Origin of the sequence: Actinoplanes sp. CA-030573, assembly GCF_050951115.1 — a bacterium.
Lineage (GTDB): Bacteria > Actinomycetota > Actinomycetes > Mycobacteriales > Micromonosporaceae > Actinoplanes.
This window is the reverse complement of the sequence record NZ_CP192038.1, coordinates 8,526,782-8,547,925: the sequence shown is the minus strand read 5'-3', so window position 1 is coordinate 8,547,925 and position 21,144 is coordinate 8,526,782. Positions and strand designations below refer to the sequence as shown.

The window sequence follows — 21,144 nt, the reverse complement described above, 5'->3', positions numbered from 1 at the left end:
CGCAAGCGCCGTCTGATCGGCATGCTGATCTGGGCGGCGGCCTTCGCCGTCTTCGTAGCCGTCGTCGGAGTGCCCACCAGCGACCCGCTCGTCGCGTTCGGCTGGCTGTGGCTGGCCACCATCGCCTGGCGCAACTACCAGCCGTGGCGGTCGCACCTGCTGTTCCTGCGCGACTGGCTGCCGGTCGTGCTGCTGCTGGTGTTCTACAACGTCTCGCGCGGCTCGGCCGACAAGCTCTTCGCCCCGCACGTCCTGCCCATGATCAACGCGGACGAGGGCATGTTCGGCTGGCTCACCGGCGGCCGCATCCCGACCATCTGGCTGCAGCAGCACCTCTACCAGCCCGGCCACGTGCAGTGGTGGGAGATCGTGGTCACGCTGATCTACGTCTCGCACTTCCTGACCGTGCCGACCGTCGCGGTGGTGCTGTGGGTGCGCAACCGGAAGCTGTCCTACCGCTTCATGCGCCGGTGGATCACGCTGAGCCTGGCCGGGCTGGCGACCTACTTCCTCTACCCGGCCGCGCCGCCGTGGTGGGCGTGGGAGCACGGCTATCTCACCGAGCAGGTCTACCGCATCTCGTCCAACGGCTTCGCGGCGATCGGGCTGCACAGCGCCGGGAACACGCTCAACGGCCTGCAGGCGGACCAGTCCAACCCGGTCGCGGCGATGCCGTCACTGCACACGGCGTACGCGATGATGGCCGTCGCCTTCTTCCTGCCGATGGTCCGGAAGCGGTGGTGGCCGCTGCTGCTGGCCTATCCGCTGGCGATGACGTTCACGCTGGTCTACACGGGTGAGCACTACGTGGCCGACGTGCTCGTGGGCTGGCTGTATGTGGCGCTGACGTTCCTGGCGGTCGGGCTGGCCGAGCGCCGGTCGGCCCGGCGGCGTGCGCTAAGTTCACCGGGTGACTGACTCCATCCGCGTTGGTGTTCTCGGTGCCCGGGGCCGCATGGGTCTCGAGGTGTGCAAGGCGGTCGACGCCGCCGACGATCTCGAGCTGGTCGCGATGATCGACCAGGGCGACGTGCTGCTCGACGGCGGCGCCCAGGTCTTCGTGGACTTCACCAACCCCGACGCGGTGATGGACAACATCGAGTGGGCGGTCGGTCAGGGCATCAGCATCGTGGTCGGCACGTCCGGGTTCACCGAGGAGAAGCTGGACCGCGTCCGGGGCCTGCTGAGCGACCGGCCCGGGGTGGGCGTGCTGATCGCGCCGAACTTCGGTCTCGGCGCGATCCTGATGATGCAGTTCGCGGCCCGCGCGGCGAAGTACTTCGAGTCGGTCGAGATCATCGAGCAGCACCACCCCCGCAAGCTGGACGCCCCGAGCGGCACGTCGACGCACACGGCCAAGCTGATCGCCGAGGCGCGCGCCGTGGCCGGCTCGCCGCCGATGCCCGACGCGACCAAGGAGGAGCGGGACGGCGCGCGCGGAGCCCTGGTCGACGGCGTGCGCGTGCACTCGGTGCGGGCGGCCGGCCTGGTGGCGCACCAGGAGGTCCTGTTCGGCAGCGCGGGCGAGACACTGACGATCCGGCACGACTCGCTCGACCGGGTGTCGTTCATGCCGGGGGTGCTGCTCGCCGTACGGAACGTGTTGCGGCGCCCGGGCCTGACCATCGGCCTCGACCCGCTGCTCGACTGAGCTTGGCGCCCGCTTTGCGGCGGGCGGTATTTTGTCGGGCGATGAACGACCTCTCTCCCCGCGGCCGCCTCGTCCGGGTCGCGGCCACGGTGATCTGCGGGGTGCTGCTGCTCGGCGGCACCCTCTTCGGCGTCGACGACGACTTCCCGTTCGGTCCGTTCCGGATGTACTCCACGGCGCCGGACCCGAACGGGGACGCCAAGGACACCCGGGTCGAGGGCACCGACATCTCCGGAAGGACGGTGCAGATCACCGAGGGGAACAGCGGCATCCGGCGGGCGGAGATCGAGGGACAGCAGCAGGCGTACGTCGAGAAGCCGGCCCGTCTCGAGTCGGTGGCCGCCGCGTACGCCGCGCACTCACCCGGCGCCGCCCCCCTCACGTCGGTGCGGGTCGTGGTGCGGTGGCACGGCATCGAGCACGCCCGGCCGACCGGAAAGTACCGGGACGAGGTGATCGCCCAGTGGACGCGGTGATGCGCTGGCTCTTCGCCCCCGTGCCCCGCGGCCGGATCGCCGCCTTCCGCACGGTCGTTTACCTCTTCGCCGCCCTCGACCTGGTGGTCTTCACGCCCTGGGTCCGGTCGCACGCGAACACGCCGGGCTCCCTCTACCAGCCGCTGCTGGTGGGCCGCCTGCTGCACCTGCCGACGCCGACCCCGCTGATCGTGCACGCGGTCTTCTGGGCGCTGATCGTACTGTCGCTGGCGGCCGCCACCGGTCGCGCGCCGCGGCTGCTGGGCTGGGCCGTCTTCGTCCTGTACTTCGAGTGGATGATCATCGCGATGAGCTACGGCAAGGTCGACCACGACCGGGTCGGGTTCCTCGTCGCCCTGGCCGTCCTGCCGACCGTCGGTCGTTGCCGCTTCGGCGACAAGACGCTCACCTCGGCCGGCGGCTGGGCGTTGCGGGTCACCCAGATAGCCGTGGTCTGCACCTACTTCCTGGCCGCGTGGGCCAAGCTCCGCTTCGGCGGCGCCGACTGGCCGCTGAGCGCGGTCCTGGCCCAGGCGATCATCCGCCGCGGTACGTGGCTGGCCGACCAGATCGCCGTCGTGCCCGGCCTGCTGATCGTCGCGCAGTTCGGCATCATCGCGTTCGAGCTGCTCAGTCCCCTGATCTTCGTCGTCCCGCAGCGGTGGCGGTGGGCGGCGGTCGCCTTCTTCTACTCGTTCCACCTGATGACGTTCGCGACCATCACCATCTCCTTCGCGCCGCACTTGGTCGCGATGACCAGCTTCCTGGCCCTGGAGAAGGTCCGCCCGATCGAGTGGGCCCGCCGCCGGCTGGGCCGAGCCCCGGCCCCGCCGCCGTCGCCGCCGTCGCCGGCTCCCGCGCCCACCGGGCCTTCGCCGGCGGCGTGACGCGGTCCTGCGTCCGCCCTTCGCTCTGCTTACCGATACGCGCGAGCGGTCGTGGCCCGGGGGCGCGTATGGGCGAGCAGAGCTGCGGCTAGGAGGCTTCTTGGCCGTACAGCAGGTCGCGCTGGGCCTGCGGCAGCGAGCAGGCGGCCGTCCCGCCCGGGAGCAGGTGACGGTGGCCGGCGATCCAGCGGTAGACCGGCCACGCGGCGAGGCGGACCGGGCCGAGCTCGAGCGCGCCGCCCGCGACCTGCCAGAAGCGGCCGGCGTCCCGCAGCAGGAGGGCGATCGCGTCGGGGCCGGCGGCTCGGCTCTCGTCGTCCACCCACTGGACGGCCTCCTCGCACTGCGCCGTGGTCAGGCCCAGGGCGTCGAGATCGGCGAACTGCCACGGGACGATGCGGGCCCGGGTGGGGATGCGGCGCTCGATGAAGTCGGCACAGGTGGTGCAGAAGGCGCAGTCGCCGTCGTAGACGAAGGTGGGTGTCACTCCGCTGATTCTCCGCTCAGGTCCACGTGCAGGCGGAGCTGGGGGACGAGCATGTCGTCGACGTCCAGCGCGCGGCCGGCGCCGTCGGGCTCCCAGCCGGCCGAGGTCAGGAACTTGCGAGTGGCCTTGTCCTGCTCGAACGCCCAGGCGACGGCGTGGGTGAGGCCGTCCTCGCGCCACAGGTCGACGGCGGCCGAGAGCAGGCGGCTGCCGTGGCCCCGGCGGCCCCAGCGGGGCTCGACCAGCAGGTCGGTGACGGCGGCGTACCCGGCCGGCAGCGGCGGCTCCTCGGGGGCCAGCGCCTGCTCGTCGGCGGGCCCGGCGGCGGCGAAGCCGACCACCTCGGCCGACGGCGCGGACGGCGACTCACCCTGCTCGACGGCGATCAGCACGCGGTGCCTGGCCGACGGCGGGGACTCGATCGCCTCGCTCCAGCCCCGGGTCAGGTAGGCCTCGTCGAGCCCGGCCAGGACGTGTGCGGGAAACATCCGCCGATATGCCGTGCGCCAGGTGGAGAGCTGGATGCGGGCGATGTGGGCGGCGTCCTCGGGACGCGCGGGGCGGACGAAGCCGAGAGCCATGCCGCGAGCCTACAGAGCCACCGCGTAGCGCATCTCGGGTAGCTCGGCGGTGGCGCCGGGCGGGGTGTACGTCTGGGTGGCGCCGTCGGGAGCGAGGCCCATCTGCTCGTAGAAGCGGCGTGCGCCGTGGTTCTCGGTGAGCACCCACAGGCGCATGTCGGGAAAGCCGGCCTCGGTGAGTCCCTGCCGGGCGGCGGCGAGCAGGTCGCGGCCGGTGCCGTGGCCCCAGTCGCCCGGGTCCACATAGATCGCGTAGAGCTCGCCGGTCGACTCGTCGATCCCGCCCTCCTCCCGGCGGTAGGGGCCGAACCTGACAAATCCGGAGATATGGCTCTCGTTGACGGCCACCAGCGTCCTCGAGCCGGGGATCGGCGGCCGGGTGCGCATCGCCTCGGCGCGGCGGGCCGGATCGAGCCCCTCCAGGTGCTCGGCCGGCATGATTCCGGCGTATCCCACCCGCCACGCCCGCACGTGCAGGGCGGCGACCTCGTCGATGTCGGCGTCGGTGATCGGGCGGATGTGGGTCATGGCGCGATTTTGTCGTACCCCTGCTCTAGCGTGCAGATCGATGGCACCCGAATCGCTCTCCGTCGCCCAGGCCCGGCGCATCGCGCTCGCGGCCCAGGGCTTCCTCGACCCCCGGCCCGGGGGCGCCACCGACATGCGCCATCTGCGCCGCGTGCTGCGCCGGCTGCACCTGATCCAGATGGATTCGGTGAACGTGTTGCAGCGCGCCCACTTCATGCCGCTCTACAGCCGTCTCGGGCCCTATCCGACCGAGCTGCTCGAGCGCGCCGCCTACCGCAAGCCCCGCGAGCTGTTCGAGTTCTGGGGCCACGAGGCGTCGCTGATCACCACCGACCTGCAGCCGCTGTTCCGGTGGCGGATGGCCCGGGCCGAGGATTTCGCCTGGGGCAGCATGGTGCGCGTCGTGCGCGAGCAGCCCGACCTGGTCCGCTGGGTGCTCGACGAGGTGCGCGGCCGGGGGCCGATCACGGCCGCCGAGATCGAGCACGACGCGCCCCGCAGCAAGGACCACTGGGGGTGGAACTGGTCGGTCGTGAAGCAGGCCCTCGAGTGGCTGTTCTTCACCGGCCAGGTGACGGCGGCCGAGCGCACCTCGTCGTTCGCCCGGCGCTACGACCTGCCCGAGCGGGTGCTGCCGTCGGCGGTGCTGAACGCGCCGACCCCCGCCTACCAGGATGCGGTCCGGGCGCTGGTCGAGCTGGCCGCCCGGGCGCTGGGGGTGGCGGCCGAGCCCGAGCTCCGCGACTACTTCCGGCTGCCGGTCGAGGGCTTCAAGCAGGCGGTCAACGAGCTGGTCGACGACCAGGTGCTGCGGCCGGTCACGGTCAAGGGCTGGAAACATCCGGCGTACCTGCATCGCGAGGCGCGCATACCGCGGTGGGTGCGGGCGGCCACGCTGGTCAGCCCGTTCGACCCGCTGATCTGGGAGCGGGGGCGCACCGAGCGGCTGTTCGACCTCTCCTACCGGATCGAGATCTACGTGCCGGCGCCGCAGCGGCTCTACGGCTATTACGTGCTGCCGTTCCTGCTCGGCGACCGGTTCGTGGCCCGGGTCGACCTCAAGGCCGATCGCAAAGCCGGCGTGCTGCGCATTCCGGCCGCCTGGCTCGAGCCGGCCGCCGACGAGGAGGAGACGGCCGCGGCGCTGGCCATCGAGCTGCACCGGCTGGCGGGCTGGCTGGGTCTGCACACGGTCGAGCTGCCCGAGCGCGGCGACTTCGCCGAGCCGCTGTCGAGCGCCCTGGGCGCCGTGCCGTGACGGCCGTGGTGAGCCCGGCCGCGGCGGCGGGGTGCGGGGGACCGGCGGGTGTACCGTGGCGGCCATGACGCTGGCTGACGAGCCGATCCAGGGTCCGGCGCTCCCGCCGGGGTGGTATGTGCCGCCCAAGCAGGACGTGGTCACCCGGTTCGTGCAGCGCGTCTGGAGCAAGTCGCCGATCTGGGCCGCGCCGGTGGCGATGCTGGCGTGCATGTCCGGCGGGGTCGCCTACACGCTGGCCACTCATCCGGCCGATGCCGGCGCCGGGGACGCGCCGACCTGTCTGCTGAAGTACACGACCGGCTTCGTCTGCCCGGGGTGCGGCGGCACGCGCGCCGCGTGGTACCTGCTGCATGGTGACATCCCGGCCGCGGCCCGGCACCATGCGATCTTCACGTTCGCGGTCCCGTTCCTGCTGTACATGTACGTGGCCTGGGCCGGGCAGCGGCTGTTCAACTGGAAGCTGCCGCAGCTCAAAGTCGGTCCGGGCGCCATGATCGCATTCGTGGCGGTCTGGGGCGTGTGGAGCGTGCTGCGTAACCTGCCCTGGGCGCCGTTCACCGCTTTCTACGTCTGAGCGGCGCGTCCGATAGGTTGTCGGTATGACGCACGACCCGCGACCCTTCGGACGGCTGCTGACCGCCATGGTCACCCCGTTCGCCCCGGACGGCTCCCTCGACGTCGAGGGCGCGGCGAAACTGGCCACCTATCTCGTCGACGAGCAGCGCAACGACGCGCTCGTCGTCAGCGGCACCACCGGCGAGTCGCCGACCACGACCGACGCGGAAAAGGAGACCCTGCTCCGCGCCGTCATCGAGGCGGTCGGCGACCGGGCGCGGATCGTCGCCGGCGTCGGCACCAACAACACGGCCCACACGGTCGAGCTCGCCCACGCCGCCGAGAAGGCGGGAGCGCACGGCGTGCTGGTCGTGACGCCGTATTACAACAAGCCCCCGCAGGCCGGCGTCGCCCGGCACTTCCGGGCCGTCGCCGACGCGATCGGGTTGCCGATCATGGTCTACGACATCCCGCACCGGGCCGGCACGGCGATCGCCACCGAGACCATGTGTGCCATCGCCGAGCACCCGCGGATCGTCGCGGTCAAGGACGCCAAGGGTGACTTCACCGCGTCCTCCTGGGTCACCAGCCGCACCGGCCTGGCGTATTACTCCGGCGACGACGCGGCCACCCTGCCGCTGCTCGCGGTCGGCGGCGTCGGCCTGGTCGGCACCTCGACCCACTTCACCGGCCCGATCGCCAAGGACATGATCGAGGCGTACGAGCGCGGCGACGTCACCGCCGCGCTGAATCTGCACCGGAAAGCGTTGCCGCTGTTCACCGGCATCTTCCGCTCGCCGGGCACCATGCTGGTGAAGGCCGGCCTGCGCGCCAAGGGACTGCCCGCCGGGCCGGTCCGGTCGCCGCTGGTCGACGCCGGCGACGAGGAACTGAACCAGTTGCGCGAGGACGCGGCCCAGGCCGGCATCGTCCTCTGATAAAAGAAAGACGCGAATGAGTCAAGCTCACGTGGAGCTGGATCCGCCGCCGCCACTGCCGGAGGGCGCCCTGCGCGTCATCCCGCTCGGCGGGCTCGGAGCCATCGGCCGCAACATGACCGTGCTCGAGTTCGACGGCAAGCTGCTCGTCATCGACTGCGGGGTCCTCTTCCCCGACGTCGAGCAGCCCGGAGTCGACCTGATCCTGCCCGACTTCACCCCGATTCTCGGCCGCCTGGACGACATCCAGGCGATCGTGCTCACGCACGGCCACGAGGACCACATCGGCGCCGTGCCCTACCTGCTGGCCCACAAGCCGGACATACCGCTGGTCGGCTCGGAGTTCACGCTGGCGCTGGTCGAGGCCAAGCTCGCCGAGCGCCGCCTGGACCCGTACACGCTGACCGTCCGCGAGGGCCAGACCGAGCGGCTCGGGCCGTTCGAGTGCGAGTTCTTCGCGGTCAACCACTCCATCCCCGACGCGCTGGCGGTCGCCGTGCGCACGCCGGCCGGGCTCGTCCTGCACACCGGCGACTTCAAGATGGACCAGGTGCCGCTGGACGGGCGCATCACCGACCTGGCCGGCTTCGCCCGGCTCGGGGCCGAGGGCGTCGACCTGCTGCTGTCCGACTCGACGAACGCCGAGGTGCCCGGCTTCGTGGCGCCCGAGCGCGACATCGGCCCGGTGCTCAGCTCGATCTTCGGCAAGGCCCGCGGCCGCATCATCGTGGCCAGCTTCGCCTCGCACGTGCACCGGGTGCAGCAGGTGATGGACGCGGCCTGGGAGTACGACCGCAAGGTCGCCCTGATCGGCCGCTCGATGGTCCGCAACATGGGCATCGCCCGCGACCTGGGCCTCCTGCACATCCCGGAAGGTCTGCTGGTCAGCCTGGACGAGGCGACGAACCTGCCGGGCGACGAGATCGTCTTCATGTCGACCGGGTCGCAGGGCGAGCCGATGAGCGCGCTGGGCCGGATGTCCACCGGCGACCACCGGCACATCACGATCGCCCCCGGAGACACCGTGGTGCTGGCCAGCTCGCTGGTGCCGGGCAACGAGACCTCGGTCTACCGGGTGATCAACCAGCTGTCCCGGGCCGGTGCCACCGTGATCCACAAGGAGACGGCCAAGGTGCACGTCTCCGGGCACGCCCCGGCCGGCGAGCTGCTCTACCTGCTCAACGTGGTGCGGCCGAGCAACCTCATGCCGGTGCACGGCGAGTGGCGCCACCTGCGGGCCCACGCCCAGCTCGGGGTGGAGTCCGGCGTGGCGCCCGACCGGGTGGTGCTGTGCGAGGACGGCGACGTCGTCGACCTGGTCGAGGGGCACGCCCGGCACGTCGGGCGGGTCGAGAACCGGTACGTCTACGTGGACGGCCTCGCGGTCGGCGACGTCAGCGAGTCCCTGCTGACCGAGCGGCGCATCCTCGGCGACGGCGGCTTCATCTCGGCCACCGTGGTGATCGACTCGGTGACCGGCAAGGTGGTCGGCGAGCCCAACATCTCGGCCAAGGGATTCTCCGAGGACCCGGAGGCGTTCAGCCCGGTCATCCCGCTGCTCACCGCGGCCCTGCACCGCTCGGCCGAGGACGGCATCACCGACACCCACCAGCTTCAGCAGGTGGTACGCCGTACGGTCGGCCGCTGGGTCAACGACGCGTATCGACGGCGGCCGATGATTGTGCCGACGGTCGTCGAAGTCTGATTGATCCGACGGGCCGTCCCGCCCGTACCTCTGGTCACGGTGCCGCCCCCACGGCACCCGTGGCGAGGGGAGTTCGGAAGATGCAGCGCAGACGGATCGCCGTGGCGGCGGCGGTCGTGGCGGCGGCCGGGGCGGCGGTGGCCTTCACCTTGCCGTCGATGGCCGGCACCACGTCGTCGGCCGGCAAGAAGGCCTCCACCAGGTCCGGTGTGGCACCGCAGATTCTCGCGGCCATGCAGCGTGACCTCGGGCTGGACGGCGATCAGGCGGCGGCCCGCCTCCAACGTGCCCGGTGGGCGAGCAGGGTCTCGTCCACCCTGTCGGCCCGGACCGGCGCCGACTTCGGCGGCGCCTGGCTGGCGCCCGACGGCACGACGCTGAAGGTCGCGATCACCGATCCCGCCGCCGAGGACGCGGTACGCGCCGCCGGCGCGGTGCCGGTGCTGGTCAAGCGCAGCGAGCAGACCCTGGTCGCGGCCAAGGAGAAGCTCGACGCCGTACGGTCCGACGCCGCCGGCGTGACCGGCTGGTACGTCGACGTGCAGACCAACAAACTGGTCGTCGTGGCGAAGCCGGGCAGGACCGCGGCGGCCCGGAGCCTGGCCTCCGAGGCCGGCGTCAAGGCCGACGCGGTGAAGGTCGTGACCAGCGCCGACTCGCCGAAGCCGCTGTTCGACGTGCGCGGCGCCGACCCGTACTTCATCTCGGTCGAGGGTGGCACCGCCCGCTGCTCGATCGGCTTCTCGGTCGAGGGCGGCTTCGTTACCGCCGGCCACTGCGGCACGCCCGGCGACCAGACGGCCGGCTTCAACCAGCAGGCCCAGGGCACGGTGAAGGCCTCGGTCTTCCCCGGCGACGCCGACATGGGCTTCGTCGCGGTCAACGGCAACTGGACCCCGCGCCCGGTGGTCAACGACTTCCAGGGCAACGAGCTCCCGGTGGCGGGCAGCACCGAGGCGCCGGTGGGCGCGGCGATCTGCCGCTCCGGCTCGACGACCGGCACCCACTGCGGCACGATCCTGGCCAAGAACCAGACCGTCGTGTACCCGGAGGGCGCGGTCACCGGCCTGACCCGTACCAACGTCTGCGCCGAGGGTGGCGACTCCGGCGGCCCGTGGCTCTCCGGCGACCAGGCGCAGGGTGTCACCTCCGGCGGCTCCGGCGACTGCAAGGTCGGCGGCGAGACGTTCTTCCAGCCGGTCAACGAGATCCTGGCCGCCAACAACCTGAAGCTGGTGACGTCGGGCGGCGCCGCCGACGGTGGTGCCGGCAACGGTGACGCGGGCAACGGCGGCGGCGAGGCCACCACCCCGCCCAGCGAGGAGCCGGCCCAGCCGGCAAGCGACTGCACGCAGCTGCCGGTACAGCGGCAGGGCGCGATCAACCAGGCCGGCGCCGCGCAGGCGACCCCGGGCAACGGCGCCTTCCGGGCCAACGCCGGCCGGCAGAGCGCCTGCCTCGACGCCCCCGACGGCGCCGACTTCGACCTGTTCCTGCAGCGCCTGACCGCCGGCGGCTTCCGCACCGTGGCCAAGGCGACCGGGGACGGTGACAAGACCCTGAGCGCGAACCTGCGCGCGGGCACCTACCGGTACGTCGTCCGGGCCACCTCCGGCACCGGCGCGTACACCCTCGGGATCGCGGTCCCGTAAACGGCCGGGCGGGGCGCACCTCACCTGCCGAGGGTGCCGCCCCGCTCTACCGTTGACCTGTGTTCTACGAAGCCGTCGCGTACACCGCCGTGGGCCTGCACTTCGCGTTCCTGGCCCTGGGGTTGCTCGGCGGCTTCGCCGCGTGGCGGTGGCCCCGGATCTTCTGGTTCCAGCTGGCCGCCGCGATCTGGCTGGTGCTCGTGGTGGCCGCGAACCTGCTCTGCCCGCTCACCTGGGTCGAGGATCGGGCCCGGGCCCGGGCCGGGCTGCCGGCGCACGAGGGCGGCTTCCTCGCCAACCACGTGGCCGGCGTCTTCTACCCGGTCGGCCACGAGCGGGTCGCGCAGGCGGTCGCGGCCCTGCTTGTGCTCAGCTCGTGGGCCGGTCTTCTCGTAGTACGGCGACGGCGTCGGCGAGCTGGCAGCCCGTCGCCATCCCGGAGACCATCGCCTGATCGAGCTGCTCGAAAGTGACGCCCTTCTCCCAGTCGGTGATCACGTCGCCGACGATGTGCACCACCCCGTCGTCCTGGACGTGCACGTACGCCTTGGGCCAGAGCCGGTCGTGGTTCCAGCCGTTGCAGAACTCGTAGAGCCGGCTCACGTCGTCCATGCCGAAGATGTGCTGGACCAGCGTGCGGACCTGGAGCATCTCGCCCTGCTCGCCGATCTGGAAGAAGTAGACCAGGTTGCCCTGGAAGTTCCCGGCGACGTCGCCGTCCTCGTCGACCGCGTACGCGTAGCCCCGCTCGTCGAGCACCGATTTGATCATTTCGTGGGTCAGTTGCTGCACTCGATCAATGGTAGGCCGCGGTGCGCCTTCACGTTCGCCGAGCACATCGACGCTACGGTGTAGTCCATGGCGGGGCGAACTCCGGCGAAGGCGACAAAGTCGCAGGCGAGCCGCGGCCGGGCCACGACCACACGTGGCGCGGCGGCGAGCCGTGCCCGCAAGCCGGCGCCCCGCAAGGCGGCGCCGGCCCCGCGGCGGCGCACGTCGGCGAGCCGCGCCCGGCCCTCGATGGGCTCGGCCGTCGCCACCGGGGTGGGCCGCGGCATCGGCGCCCTCTGGATGGGCGTCGCGCACAGCGTCGGCTGGGTCGCCCGCGGCGTGGGCCGCCAGGCCGCCACCGCCAAGGAGATCGATCCCGAGCACCGCCGCGACGGCGCCGGCCTGCTGATGCTGGGCCTGGCCATCCTGATCGGGGTGGCGGTCTGGGCCGGCAGCGCGGGCCCGGTCGGCAAGTGGCTGGCCGACGCGGTGCGCCTGTTCTTCGGCGGGCTCGCCGTCCTGCTGCCGCTGCTGCTGCTCTACGGCGCGGTGCGGCTGATGCGCCGGCCCGCCGACCCCGAGCACCGCGGCCGCAGCGTGGTCGGCTGGACGGCGATCATCGTGGCCGTCGCGGCCCTGCTGCACATCGCCCAGCAGCCGGCCGACGATCTCTCCATGGACAAGGCCGGCGGCCTGCTCGGGTACGGCGTCGGCGCGCTCCTGGAACGCGCGGTGACCGCCTGGGTGGCGGTGCCGCTGCTGGTCCTGCTCTTCGTCTTCGGCCTGCTGGTGATCACGGCGACCCCGATCAACAAGATCCCGGAGCGGGTGCTGCTGCTGATCGACGTGCTCACCGGCCGCTCCACCGACCGCGCGCCGCTGCCCGAGCCCGATATCGATCTCGACCTCGACCACGACGACGAGGAGCCGGTCGCGACCCGCCGGCCGGCTCGTCGCCGCCAGGGCTCGCTCGCCGACATCGGGCTCGCCGCGCCGGACGAGGAGGACGGCAAGGACGACGAGATCGTCCACGACGTCGTGCCGATCCCCAAGAGCCGCAAGAAGCCGACCCCTCCCGAGCACAGCCAGCCGCTGCCGACCCGGGCCGAGCAGCTGGAGATCACCGCGCTCGAGGGCGACTACCACCTGCCGCCGCCGTCGCTGCTGGCCACCGGCGCCCCGGCCAAGGCCCGCAGCAAGGCCAACGACGAGGTGATGGCGGCGCTGGCCGGCGTCTTCGACCAGTTCAACGTCGACGCGGTGGTCACCGGCTTCACCCGCGGCCCGACCGTCACCCGCTACGAGGTCGAGGTCGGCCCGGGCGTCAAGGTCGAGCGGATCACTCAGCTCTCCCGCAACATCGCGTACGCGGTGAAGTCCGCCGACGTGCGCATCCTCAGCCCGATCCCGGGCAAGAGCGCGGTCGGCGTCGAGATCCCGAACACCGACCCGGAGATGGTCTCGCTCGGCGACGTGCTGCGCTCGCGGGCCGCCACCAGCGACCACCACCCGATGCTCGTCGCCCTGGGCAAGGACATCGAGGGCGGCTTCGTGGTCGCCAACCTGGCCAAGATGCCGCACATCCTGATCGCGGGCGCCACCGGCGCGGGCAAGAGCTCCTGCCTCAACTCGCTGCTGGTGTCGCTGCTGACCCGGGCCACGCCGGACGAGGTGCGGCTGCTGCTGGTCGACCCCAAGCGGGTCGAGATGACCGCGTACGAGGGCATCCCGCACCTGGTCACGCCGATCGTCACCAACCCGAAGAAGGCGGCGGACGCGCTCGAGTGGGTCGTCGGCGAGATGGACATGCGCTACGACGACCTCGCGGCCAACGGCGTGCGCCACATCGACGACTTCAACCGCAAGGTGCGCAACGGCGAGATCACGGCGCCGCCGGGCAGCGAGCGCGAGCTCAAGCCGTACCCCTATCTGCTGGTGATCGTCGACGAGCTCGCGGATCTCATGATGGTCGCCCCGCGCGACGTCGAGGACTCGGTCGTCCGGATCACCCAGCTCGCCCGGGCCGCCGGCATCCACCTCGTGCTGGCCACCCAGCGCCCGTCGGTCGACGTGGTGACCGGCCTGATCAAGGCCAACGTGCCCTCCCGCCTGGCCTTCGCGACCAGCTCGCTGGCCGACTCGCGGGTCATCCTCGACCAGCCCGGCGCCGAGAAGCTGCTCGGCCGGGGCGACGGGCTCTTCCTGCCGATGGGCGCCTCCAAGCCGACCCGCATCCAGGGCGCGTGGGTCGACGAGAAAGAGATCGCGGCGGTCGTCAAGTTCTGCAAGGACCAGCGCGAGCCCGAGTTCCGCGAGGGCGTCACCGACGCGCCGCCGAGCAAGAAGAAGCAGATCGACGAGGAGATCGGCGACGACCTCGAGCTGCTGCTGCAGGCGATCGAGCTGGTCGTCTCGAGCCAGTTCGGGTCGACCTCGATGCTGCAGCGCAAGCTGCGGGTCGGCTTCGCCAAGGCGGGCCGCCTGATGGACCTGATGGAGACCCGCGGGATCGTCGGGCCGTCCGAGGGCAGCAAGGCGCGCGACGTGCTGGTCAAACCGGACGGGCTGGAAGAGGCGCTGGCCGAGCTGCGGACGGACGGCTGACCGTCGCGGTCGCCGCGGTGTGGCGGGCGACCATCACCAGCGCGGCGGCCATCAGAGTGGCCGGGACCACGAGCGGCACGGCCGGGGCGCCCAGCAGATAGCGCTCGTACGAGAGCAGCGACGCCGCCTGGACCAGCAACGGCACCGGCCAGAGCCGCCGGTGGTGGAAGGCCAGGATCACGGTCAGCACGTCGGCCAGGAAGAAGTAGCGCTCGTGCATCCCGGGGAGCGTGAAGGGGACCAGCAGCGCGAACAGCGTGGCGGCCGACAGCACCTCTATTTCCCGAAATATCAGGATGTAGCTGAGCAGGAGGATCGCCGTCGCGGCGAAGAGATAGCCGAGAATCCGGAGCGGCCCGGCGTTGGGGGCGCCCGCGATGAAGGCGTAGACGCTGGGCGCGTTGACCGTCAGCGTGGCCACGTGCGAGCCCTGCCGATCGAGGCCGTAGATGGTGAACAGCTCGACCGGGTCGCGGCCGGCGATCAACGCGGGCAGGTCGAGCGCCAGCAGCACGGCGGGCGCCGTCAGCACCGTACGCCATCGCAAGCGCCCGGCCAGCGCGAGCAGCAACAGCAGCGGAAAGAGGAAGATCCCCTGGGGTTTGACCGCGAGCGACACCGCGCACATCGCGACCGCCGGCCCATGCCGCTCGAGCCGTAGGAAATAGACCGCGCCGACGGCGAAGGCGGCCCACATCGCGTCCATCTGGCCCCACAGCGACGCGTTGATCACCACCGTCGGCAGGAGCACCACCACCAGCGCGGCCGCCATCGGCCGGCGAAAACCGGCGAACCGCAGACCCACGATCCGGTACGCGAAGAAGGCGAGCACGACGTCGAACAGGACGAACGTGGCCTTGAGTTTGATCATCAACGGCCCGGGCAGATGCGTGAGCACCACAAGCAGATAGACGAACGGCGCGTTGTAGTTGCCGACCTCGGCCCCGATCTGCCGGCCGCCCTCGACGTGCCGCAGCTGCCGGCTCCAGGCCAGGAAGATGTCCATGTCCGGCGTCCGCCAGCGCCACCCGGCCACGCGGGCCGCCACCGCCAGCGTGATCAGTGCCACCACCAGCAGCGCCTCGGCGTGACGGTGCGGCGTGCGCGGGCTGGCCATGCTGCGAGTATCACGGCCGGGGCGGGCCGTTCCGATCGAACCGCGACGGTACCGTCCGTGTGGGGGAACGGCGGTCCGTGGCGGCCCGGTAACCTTGGCGGAGTGTCAGCATCTCCTTCCCCCCGCCGTGTCGCGCTGCTAACTCTCGGATGCGCCCGTAACGAGGTCGACTCCGAGGAGCTCGCCGCGCGTCTCGACGCCGGCGGCTGGGAGGTCAGCACCGATGCCGAGGGCGCCGACGTGGTGCTGGTGAACACCTGCGGCTTCGTCGAGAAGGCCAAGCAGGACTCGATCGAGACCCTGCTGGCGGCGGCCGACACCGGGGCCAAGGTGGTGGCGGCCGGCTGCATGGCCGAGCGCTACGGCCGCGAGCTGGCCGACAGCCTCCCCGAGGCGCAGGCGGTGCTCGGCTTCGACGACTACGCCGACATCGCCGACCGGCTCGACGGGGTGATGGCCGGCGAGCGCTTCGACGCGCACACCCCGCGCGACCGCCGCGAGCTGCTGCCGATCACGCCGGTGCAGCGGCAGGCGGCCAAGGTGGTGATCCCCGGGCACGCGACCGTCGACGAGCACACCCCGGCCCACCTGCGCCAGGTGCTGCGCCGCCGGCTGGACTCCGGCCCGGTCGCCTCGCTCAAGCTGGCCAGCGGCTGCGACCGGCGATGCTCGTTCTGCGCGATCCCGGCGTTCCGCGGTGCGTTCGTCTCCCGCGACCCCCAGGAGCTGCTGGCCGAGGCCGAGTGGCTGGCCAAGTCCGGTGTCCGGGAGCTGGTGCTGGTCAGTGAGAACTCCACCTCGTACGGGAAGGACCTCGGCGATCCCCGCCTGCTCGAGAAGCTGTTGCCGCAGCTCGCCGCCGTCGAGGGCATCGTGCGGGTGCGGGCCAGCTACCTCCAGCCGGCCGAGACCCGCCCCGGCCTGGTCGAGGTGATCGCCACCACCCCCGGCGTCGCGGCCTACTACGACCTCTCGTTCCAGCACTCCAGTGAGCCGGTGCTGCGGCGGATGCGGCGGTTCGGCTCGACCGAGCGGTTCCTGGAACTGCTCGGCTCGGCCCGGGCGCTGGCCCCGGCGGCCGGCGCGCGGAGCAACTTCATCGTCGGCTTCCCCGGCGAGACCCGGCAGGACGTGGACGAGCTGGTCCGGTTCCTGACCGGCGCGCGGCTCGACGCCATCGGCGTGTTTGACTACAGCGACGAGGACGGCACCGAGGCGGCCGGGCTGACCGGCAAGGTCCGGGAGGACACCATCAAGCGGCGGTACGACCGGCTGGTGTCCCTGGCCGACGAGCTGTGCGCCCAGCGGGCCGAGGAGCGGCTCGGCTCGACCGTGGAGGTGCTGGTCGACTCGGTCGAGGACGGCGAGGTCGAGGGCCGGGCCGAGCACCAGGCGCCCGAGGTCGACGGCTCGACGACGCTCGTCGCCGGTTCCGCCGGCGTCGATCTCGCCGCGCTGAAGCCCGGTGACCTGGTCCGGGCCCGGGTGACCGGCACGGAAGGCGTCGACCTGATCGCGGTGCCGGTCGAGATGATCGACGCGGCGCCGGTGCCACGCAAGTGACGGAAGAGCCGGCTGCCAAGGTCGTATCGCTCTACAACCCGGCGAACGTCCTCACGGTCGTGCGGATCGTGCTGGTACCGGTCTTCGTGGCGATCGTGGTCGCCTCCGGGCTCGAGGGCACCGGCCCCCGGATAGCCGCCTGCCTGGTCTTCTGCCTGGCCTCGGCGACCGACTTCGTGGACGGCTGGATCGCCCGGAAATGGTCGCTGGTCACGTCGTTCGGCAAGATCGCCGACCCGATCGCGGACAAGGCCCTGACCGGCACGGCGCTGATCCTGCTCTCCGCGTACGACCGCCTGCCCTGGTGGGTGACGATCGTGATCCTGGCCCGGGAGTGGGGCGTGACCGCCCTGCGCTTCTGGGTCATCCGGTACGGCGTGATCGCCGCCAGCCGGGGCGGCAAGCTCAAGACCGTCCTGCAGATCGCCGCGATCGCCTGGTACCTGTGGCCGGTGCCGGACCCGCTCGACGCGGTCGGGCCGTGGCTGATGGGCGCCGCCCTGCTCGTGACCGTGGTCACCGGCGCCGACTATCTGTTCCAGGCTCTGCGGCTGCGCCGGGATCACTAGGATCGGGGTCGTGGACGTCGACGACGACAAGCTCGCAGGCGCCCGGCTGGCCGCGGCGGCGGCCGTGCACCGGCTGGTCGAGCGGGGTGAGACCGTGGCCACGGCCGAGTCGCTCACCGGCGGCATGGTCGCCGCCACGATCGTCGAGATCCCCGGCGTGAGCTCGGTCTACCGCGGCGGCCTGGTCGTCTACGCGACCGATCTCAAGGCGTCGCTGGCCGGCGTGCCCACGGTTCTGCTGGAGGAGCGCGGCCCGGTCGATCCGCAGGTGGCGGTGGCCCTGGCCGCCGGCTGCCGGGAGCGCTGCGGCGCCGACTGGGGCGTGGCGACGACCGGCGTGGCCGGTCCCGAGCCGCAGGACGGCAAGCCGCCGGGCCTGGTCTACATAGCGGTCGCCGGCGTCGACGGATCGTCGGTCCGTGAGCTGAAACTCGAAGGTAACCGGGCGGATATCCGCACCGAAAGTGTGACGAGTGTTCTGAGACTGCTCTCAGATACGTTGCAAGAGGCGTCGTCGCCGTCCTGAGCTGCGGAATGTTGTCGTGATCTCGGTTGTTGAACCGAGGTCCCGCCGCCGGGGAGTCCCGGAATTCGGCGGGGCGGGATGTCGGCGTCGCCGGCAACGGGTACGGTTGCGGGAAGCCTCCGGCGCGTGCCGGCGGCCCGCCGCAGGAGGAGGTGCCATGGTCCTGCTACGCCGGGTTATCGGCGACGCACTTCGGGCGCGCCGGCAGGGACAGCACCGCACGCTGCGCGAGGTGTCCACCGCCGCGAATGTCAGCCTGGGGTATCTGTCCGAGATCGAGCGCGGCCAGAAGGAAGCTTCGAGTGAGCTTCTCGCGGCCATCTGCGATGCGCTCGGCGCACGTCTCTCCGAGGTTCTGGGCGAGGTCAGCGACACGCTGCTGCTCGCCGAGGAGATGGAGGGCGTGCTGGTTCCGGTCGAGGGTAAGACGGACGAGCCCGTCCGCAAGGTCGCGCGGGACGGCGATGTCTCCGTGTCCGTGCGCCAGGATTCGCCGCTCAAGGCGACTCTGCGGACCACCCGGAAACCACAGCGCGAAGTGGTGTACGCCGCATAGATCGTTTGCAGTCCCACCAGGGCCGGACCGCCGTCGAGGCGATCCGGCCCTGGCCGTATCGGATGTCCGGTACGGGATCGACCCTGAGGCGCCCTCGGGCGTAGCCTCGAACCGTTGGGGGAGACCCTGAGATCCCCCGGAGGTCACGTGACGACGGTGGCGACGAGCTGTCACCATGGTGGTCACGCCATCGCGTTGTTGGTGGCGCCCGCCGCCGCTTCGCCGGTGGCGCCGAAGACTGAGCGACATTGAGGGGATACCGCGACATGGCGAACCCGTTCGTCAAGGGCTGGCGTTACATGATGGCGCTCTTCGGCGCGAAGATCGACGAGTACGCCGACCCGAAGGTTCAGATCCAGCAGGCCATCGAGGACGCGCAGCGGCAGCACCAGGCGCTCGTGCAGCAGGCGGCGGCGGTCATCGGCAACCAGCGGCAGCTGGAGATGAAGCTGTCCCGCCAGATGTCCGAGGTCGAGAAGCTGCAGGGCATGGCCCGGCAGGCGCTGGTCCTCGCCGACAAGGCGCGGGCCGACGGCAACGAGGCCGAGGCCCAGAAGTACGAGTCGACCGCGCAGACGCTCGCCACCCAGCTGGTCTCCGGCGAGCAGTCGATGGAAGACCTCAAGACCCTGCACGACCAGGCCCTCTCCGCGGCCGGCCAGGCTCGCAAGGCGGTGGAGAACAACGCGATGGTGCTCCAGCAGCGCATCGCCGAGCGCTCCCGGCTGCTCAGCCAGCTCGAGCAGGCCAAGATGCAGGAGACCGTGGCCAAGTCCCTCGAGTCGATGTCGTCGCTGGCCGCGCCCGGCAACACGCCGTCGCTCGACGAGGTGCGCGACAAGATCGAGCAGCGGTACGCGAACGCCATGGGCCGCGCCGAGCTCGCGTCGAACTCGGTCGAGGGCCGCATGCTCGAGGTGCAGAAGTCGAGCCTCGACCTGGCCGGCTCGTCCCGGCTCGAGCAGATCCGCGCCAGCATGGCCGGGGAGAAGCTCGGCGCCGCGCCGGCGCAGCCCGCCGTCGAGCAGGCGCCGGCCGCCGACCCGGCCAGCGTGGCCCGGCTCGACGAGATCCGCGCCAGCATGAACCAGAAGCGGGGCGACACCACCGCGGCCGGTTGATCTTCAAGTCGGGGAGGACGACGGTGGACGAGCGGACCAGGTACTTCCGGAGGCTCAGGCGGCTGCGCAACTCGGCGCGACGCTGGAGCGTTCTGGGCGGTGGCCTGGTCGCGGCCACCGCCGTCCTCACTCCGTATTCGGGGATCGGCATCGCCGACGCGATCTGGGCCGGCGCCGCCGGCTCGTCGGTCGCGCTCGCCTGGTGGCGCTGGAGCGACCACCGCGCGCTGGCCGCCCTCCCGCCGCCGCCCGCGCCCGACCCGGCCCTGTCCGGCCAGCGGCTGGCCGCCGCGATCGAGCGGTTCCCGGCCGGGCGCACGGTGATGAACGAGGTTCGCCGGCAGAAGTCCCGCTACGCCCTGCGCGGCTCGGCGGTGGCGCAGGCGTGGGACCGGCTCGATCGTGCGTCGGCCACCCTCACCGGCCTGGCCGGCCGGCTGACCGGCCCGGGCGAGGCGTCGCTGCTCGAGGCCGCGACGGCCGAGCGGTGGCTGCGCGATCTCGGGCAGCGGGTCGCCAGCGTCGAGCGGGCCATCCCGCTCAGCCCCGCCGGCGGGCTCGAGGAGTCGCACGCCGCTCTCGCCGATCAGTTCACCGAGGGCGTCACGGCGTACGAGCAGCTGGTCGCGGCGGCCGCCAGCTACGTAGCTGAGGACGGGCACCCGCTCGTCGAGAGCAAGCACCCGGCGCTCTCCAGCCTGGTCGACGCGACCGACCGGCTGCGCGGCCTGGCCGAGGGCCTGGCCGAGTTGAAGCGCCCACCGGCGGCGTCAATCTAGGTTTCCGGCTTCGGCTGGCAGCGCGGGCACCAGTACGTGACGCGCTCGTCCTGTTCCGCTTTCCGGATCGCGGTTCCACATCGCCGGCACGGCTGCGCCCGGCGCCCGTACACGTAGCTGGTCTCGCCCCGCCGCAGCGAGCCGGTCGTGGTCTGGGTCCAGCGTCCCTTGTTCGAGGCCACCAGCTTCTGCGCGAGCGTGACCGTCCCGCTCAGATCCTTGATCTCGGAGACCGGCGTCCACGGCCACAGTCCACGCAGGAACATCGTCTCGGCCTTGTAGAGATTGCCCACCCCGGCGAGGTTGCGCTGGTCGAGCAGTGCCTCGGCGATCGTCGCGTCGGGCTTGGCCTCGATCCGCCGCACCGCCTCGGCCGGATCCCAGTCGGCGCCGAGCAGATCGGGGCCGAGGTGCCCGACCAGCGTGTGCTCCTCGGCGGTCGGGATCAGCGCCAGCTCATGCAGGTGATAGCCGACCGCGACCGACCGTGCGGTCCGCAGAACCACGCGAATCAGGTGCGCCGGGCGGCCGGTCCATCTTTCCCCCGGCCCGTACGCCCGCCAGGCGCCATCCATCCTCAGGTGCGAGTGCAGCGTGAGCGGCTCGTCGCCGTCCCGGGTGAGCCGGGTGAGCAGATGTTTGCCGCGGCTGGCCGACTCGCTCACGGTCCAACCGGTCAGGTCGGTCGTGGCCAGCCGGGGCACCCGGAAGTCGCTGCCGGTCAGGACGTCCCCGACCAGGGCGCGCTCGAGCACCCGGGCCGTGTTCCAGACGGTGTCTCCTTCGGGCATGTATCCATCTTTCCCCGCCGGAGGCG

At 71.7% G+C, this 21,144-nt stretch carries 23 protein-coding genes; 17 read left to right on the top strand and 6 right to left on the bottom strand.

The genetic code is table 11. The features are described from left to right. Positions 1–21: 21 nt before the first annotated feature. Genes ACQP2F_RS39445 through ACQP2F_RS39430 form a run of 4 tightly spaced genes read left to right on the top strand, consistent with a single transcriptional unit; the run spans position 22 to position 3,014 of the window. Positions 22–918, top strand: a complete 897-nt coding sequence (locus ACQP2F_RS39445) for a phosphatase PAP2 family protein (RefSeq protein WP_433307783.1) — start codon at positions 22–24, stop codon at positions 916–918. 37 nt (positions 919–955) lie between these two features. Next, complete coding sequence (gene dapB / locus ACQP2F_RS39440) at positions 956–1,651, top strand: 4-hydroxy-tetrahydrodipicolinate reductase (RefSeq protein ID WP_433307781.1); 696 nt, start codon at positions 956–958, stop codon at positions 1,649–1,651. Positions 1,652–1,692: 41 nt separating this feature from the next. Further along, a complete protein-coding gene (locus ACQP2F_RS39435; protein ID WP_433296837.1) occupies positions 1,693–2,127 on the top strand; it encodes a hypothetical protein in 435 nt (144 codons plus the stop codon). Then, positions 2,127–3,014: an MFS transporter permease gene (locus ACQP2F_RS39430; RefSeq protein WP_433307779.1), complete on the top strand. Its 888-nt coding sequence runs from the start codon at positions 2,127–2,129 to the stop codon at positions 3,012–3,014. Before ACQP2F_RS39435 ends, ACQP2F_RS39430 begins: the two co-directional genes overlap by 1 nt. Positions 3,015–3,102: 88 nt before the next feature. Here ACQP2F_RS39430 and ACQP2F_RS39425 read toward each other — a convergent pair whose 3' ends face one another. Genes ACQP2F_RS39425 through ACQP2F_RS39415 form a run of 3 tightly spaced genes read right to left on the bottom strand, consistent with a single transcriptional unit; the run spans position 3,103 to position 4,610 of the window. Further along, on the bottom strand, positions 3,103–3,510 hold the full coding sequence (locus tag ACQP2F_RS39425) for a thiol-disulfide oxidoreductase DCC family protein (RefSeq protein WP_433307777.1): 408 nt from the start codon (positions 3,508–3,510) through the stop codon (positions 3,103–3,105). After that, positions 3,498–4,082 carry an N-acetyltransferase family protein gene (locus ACQP2F_RS39420; RefSeq protein ID WP_433296835.1) on the bottom strand — a complete coding sequence of 195 codons (585 nt, stop codon included), beginning with the start codon at positions 4,080–4,082 and terminating at the stop codon, positions 3,498–3,500. The genes ACQP2F_RS39425 and ACQP2F_RS39420 overlap by 13 nt, the downstream gene beginning before the upstream one ends. A gap of 9 nt (positions 4,083–4,091) precedes the next feature. Then, on the bottom strand, positions 4,092–4,610 hold the full coding sequence (locus ACQP2F_RS39415; RefSeq protein WP_433296833.1) for an N-acetyltransferase family protein: 519 nt from the start codon (positions 4,608–4,610) through the stop codon (positions 4,092–4,094). A 40-nt stretch (positions 4,611–4,650) separates the two neighbouring features. On the opposite strand from ACQP2F_RS39415, the gene ACQP2F_RS39410 reads away from it, so the two are divergent. The 6 genes from ACQP2F_RS39410 (at position 4,651) to ACQP2F_RS39385 (ending at position 11,194) form a co-directional block, all read left to right on the top strand. Next, positions 4,651–5,868, top strand: coding sequence for a winged helix-turn-helix domain-containing protein (locus tag ACQP2F_RS39410; RefSeq protein WP_433296831.1), 1,218 nt, complete (start codon positions 4,651–4,653; stop codon positions 5,866–5,868). Between the two features lie 64 nt (positions 5,869–5,932). After that, entirely contained in the window at positions 5,933–6,445 is a 513-nt protein-coding gene (locus tag ACQP2F_RS39405) for a DUF2752 domain-containing protein (RefSeq protein ID WP_433296828.1), read from the top strand. 25 nt (positions 6,446–6,470) lie between these two features. Further along, positions 6,471–7,364 (top strand): 4-hydroxy-tetrahydrodipicolinate synthase, encoded by an 894-nt coding sequence (gene dapA, locus ACQP2F_RS39400; protein WP_433296826.1) that lies wholly within the window; start codon positions 6,471–6,473, stop codon positions 7,362–7,364. A 16-nt stretch (positions 7,365–7,380) separates the two neighbouring features. Further along, a complete protein-coding gene (locus ACQP2F_RS39395) occupies positions 7,381–9,069 on the top strand; it encodes a ribonuclease J (RefSeq protein WP_433296824.1) in 1,689 nt (562 codons plus the stop codon). Positions 9,070–9,149: 80 nt separating this feature from the next. Further along, on the top strand, positions 9,150–10,721 hold the full coding sequence (locus tag ACQP2F_RS39390) for a S1 family peptidase (protein WP_433296822.1): 1,572 nt from the start codon (positions 9,150–9,152) through the stop codon (positions 10,719–10,721). 59 nt (positions 10,722–10,780) lie between these two features. Further along, positions 10,781–11,194, top strand: a complete 414-nt coding sequence (locus tag ACQP2F_RS39385; RefSeq protein WP_433296820.1) for a DUF2784 domain-containing protein — start codon at positions 10,781–10,783, stop codon at positions 11,192–11,194. Here ACQP2F_RS39385 and ACQP2F_RS39380 read toward each other — a convergent pair. Further along, on the bottom strand, positions 11,091–11,492 hold the full coding sequence (locus tag ACQP2F_RS39380) for a YbjN domain-containing protein (RefSeq protein WP_433307775.1): 402 nt from the start codon (positions 11,490–11,492) through the stop codon (positions 11,091–11,093). The two genes, ACQP2F_RS39385 and ACQP2F_RS39380, sit on opposite strands and share 104 nt — an antisense overlap. Before the next feature lie 87 nt (positions 11,493–11,579). Between ACQP2F_RS39380 and ACQP2F_RS39375 the strand changes: the two genes are divergently transcribed. Further along, the gene (locus ACQP2F_RS39375; protein WP_433296818.1) at positions 11,580–14,096 is read left to right on the top strand and encodes a DNA translocase FtsK 4TM domain-containing protein; all 2,517 of its coding nucleotides are present in this window, start codon (positions 11,580–11,582) and stop codon (positions 14,094–14,096) included. On the opposite strand, the gene ACQP2F_RS39370 is transcribed toward ACQP2F_RS39375, so the two are convergent. Continuing rightward, a complete protein-coding gene (locus ACQP2F_RS39370; RefSeq protein WP_433296816.1) occupies positions 14,044–15,213 on the bottom strand; it encodes a glycosyltransferase 87 family protein in 1,170 nt (389 codons plus the stop codon). The genes ACQP2F_RS39375 and ACQP2F_RS39370 overlap by 53 nt on opposite strands. Positions 15,214–15,270: 57 nt before the next feature. Between ACQP2F_RS39370 and rimO the strand changes: the two genes are divergently transcribed. The 6 genes from rimO (at position 15,271) to pspM (ending at position 20,327) form a co-directional block, all read left to right on the top strand. Next, positions 15,271–16,776: a 30S ribosomal protein S12 methylthiotransferase RimO gene (gene rimO / locus ACQP2F_RS39365; RefSeq protein ID WP_433296814.1), complete on the top strand. Its 1,506-nt coding sequence runs from the start codon at positions 15,271–15,273 to the stop codon at positions 16,774–16,776. Further along, positions 16,773–17,345, top strand: a complete 573-nt coding sequence (gene pgsA, locus ACQP2F_RS39360) for a CDP-diacylglycerol--glycerol-3-phosphate 3-phosphatidyltransferase (RefSeq protein ID WP_433296812.1) — start codon at positions 16,773–16,775, stop codon at positions 17,343–17,345. Before rimO ends, pgsA begins: the two co-directional genes overlap by 4 nt. Before the next feature lie 10 nt (positions 17,346–17,355). Next, positions 17,356–17,871: a CinA family protein gene (locus ACQP2F_RS39355; RefSeq protein ID WP_433296810.1), complete on the top strand. Its 516-nt coding sequence runs from the start codon at positions 17,356–17,358 to the stop codon at positions 17,869–17,871. 157 nt (positions 17,872–18,028) lie between these two features. Continuing rightward, the gene (locus ACQP2F_RS39350) at positions 18,029–18,427 is read left to right on the top strand and encodes a helix-turn-helix domain-containing protein (protein WP_433296808.1); all 399 of its coding nucleotides are present in this window, start codon (positions 18,029–18,031) and stop codon (positions 18,425–18,427) included. Positions 18,428–18,693: 266 nt separating this feature from the next. After that, positions 18,694–19,548 carry a PspA/IM30 family protein gene (locus ACQP2F_RS39345; protein WP_433296806.1) on the top strand — a complete coding sequence of 285 codons (855 nt, stop codon included), beginning with the start codon at positions 18,694–18,696 and terminating at the stop codon, positions 19,546–19,548. 23 nt (positions 19,549–19,571) lie between these two features. Further along, positions 19,572–20,327: a phage shock envelope stress response protein PspM gene (pspM, locus tag ACQP2F_RS39340; protein ID WP_433296804.1), complete on the top strand. Its 756-nt coding sequence runs from the start codon at positions 19,572–19,574 to the stop codon at positions 20,325–20,327. On the opposite strand, the gene ACQP2F_RS39335 is transcribed toward pspM, so the two are convergent. Beyond that, a complete protein-coding gene (locus ACQP2F_RS39335; protein ID WP_433296802.1) occupies positions 20,324–21,118 on the bottom strand; it encodes a zinc finger domain-containing protein in 795 nt (264 codons plus the stop codon). The two genes, pspM and ACQP2F_RS39335, sit on opposite strands and share 4 nt — an antisense overlap. Positions 21,119–21,144 lie beyond the last annotated feature (26 nt).

Bases quoted from the DNA above. Each gene is read 5' to 3' on its own strand.
- ACQP2F_RS39405 (WP_433296828.1), top strand. From the start codon at position 5,933: ATGACGCTGGCTGACGAGCCGATCCAGGGTCCGGCGCTCCCGCCGGGG.
- ACQP2F_RS39345 (WP_433296806.1), top strand. From the start codon at position 18,694: ATGGCGAACCCGTTCGTCAAGGGCTGGCGTTACATGATGGCGCTCTTC.
- ACQP2F_RS39380 (WP_433307775.1), bottom strand. From the start codon at position 11,492: ATGATCAAATCGGTGCTCGACGAGCGGGGCTACGCGTACGCGGTCGAC.
- ACQP2F_RS39375 (WP_433296818.1), top strand. From the start codon at position 11,580: ATGGCGGGGCGAACTCCGGCGAAGGCGACAAAGTCGCAGGCGAGCCGC.
- ACQP2F_RS39395 (WP_433296824.1), top strand. From the start codon at position 7,381: ATGAGTCAAGCTCACGTGGAGCTGGATCCGCCGCCGCCACTGCCGGAG.
- ACQP2F_RS39410 (WP_433296831.1), top strand. From the start codon at position 4,651: ATGGCACCCGAATCGCTCTCCGTCGCCCAGGCCCGGCGCATCGCGCTC.
- ACQP2F_RS39415 (WP_433296833.1), bottom strand. From the start codon at position 4,610: ATGACCCACATCCGCCCGATCACCGACGCCGACATCGACGAGGTCGCC.
- dapB (WP_433307781.1), top strand. From the start codon at position 956: ATGGGTCTCGAGGTGTGCAAGGCGGTCGACGCCGCCGACGATCTCGAG.
- ACQP2F_RS39370 (WP_433296816.1), bottom strand. From the start codon at position 15,213: ATGGCCAGCCCGCGCACGCCGCACCGTCACGCCGAGGCGCTGCTGGTG.
- ACQP2F_RS39435 (WP_433296837.1), top strand. From the start codon at position 1,693: ATGAACGACCTCTCTCCCCGCGGCCGCCTCGTCCGGGTCGCGGCCACG.
- dapA (WP_433296826.1), top strand. From the start codon at position 6,471: ATGACGCACGACCCGCGACCCTTCGGACGGCTGCTGACCGCCATGGTC.
- ACQP2F_RS39445 (WP_433307783.1), top strand. From the start codon at position 22: ATGCTGATCTGGGCGGCGGCCTTCGCCGTCTTCGTAGCCGTCGTCGGA.
- ACQP2F_RS39390 (WP_433296822.1), top strand. From the start codon at position 9,150: ATGCAGCGCAGACGGATCGCCGTGGCGGCGGCGGTCGTGGCGGCGGCC.
- ACQP2F_RS39335 (WP_433296802.1), bottom strand. From the start codon at position 21,118: ATGCCCGAAGGAGACACCGTCTGGAACACGGCCCGGGTGCTCGAGCGC.
- ACQP2F_RS39430 (WP_433307779.1), top strand. From the start codon at position 2,127: ATGCGCTGGCTCTTCGCCCCCGTGCCCCGCGGCCGGATCGCCGCCTTC.
- ACQP2F_RS39350 (WP_433296808.1), top strand. From the start codon at position 18,029: ATGGTCCTGCTACGCCGGGTTATCGGCGACGCACTTCGGGCGCGCCGG.
- ACQP2F_RS39420 (WP_433296835.1), bottom strand. From the start codon at position 4,082: ATGGCTCTCGGCTTCGTCCGCCCCGCGCGTCCCGAGGACGCCGCCCAC.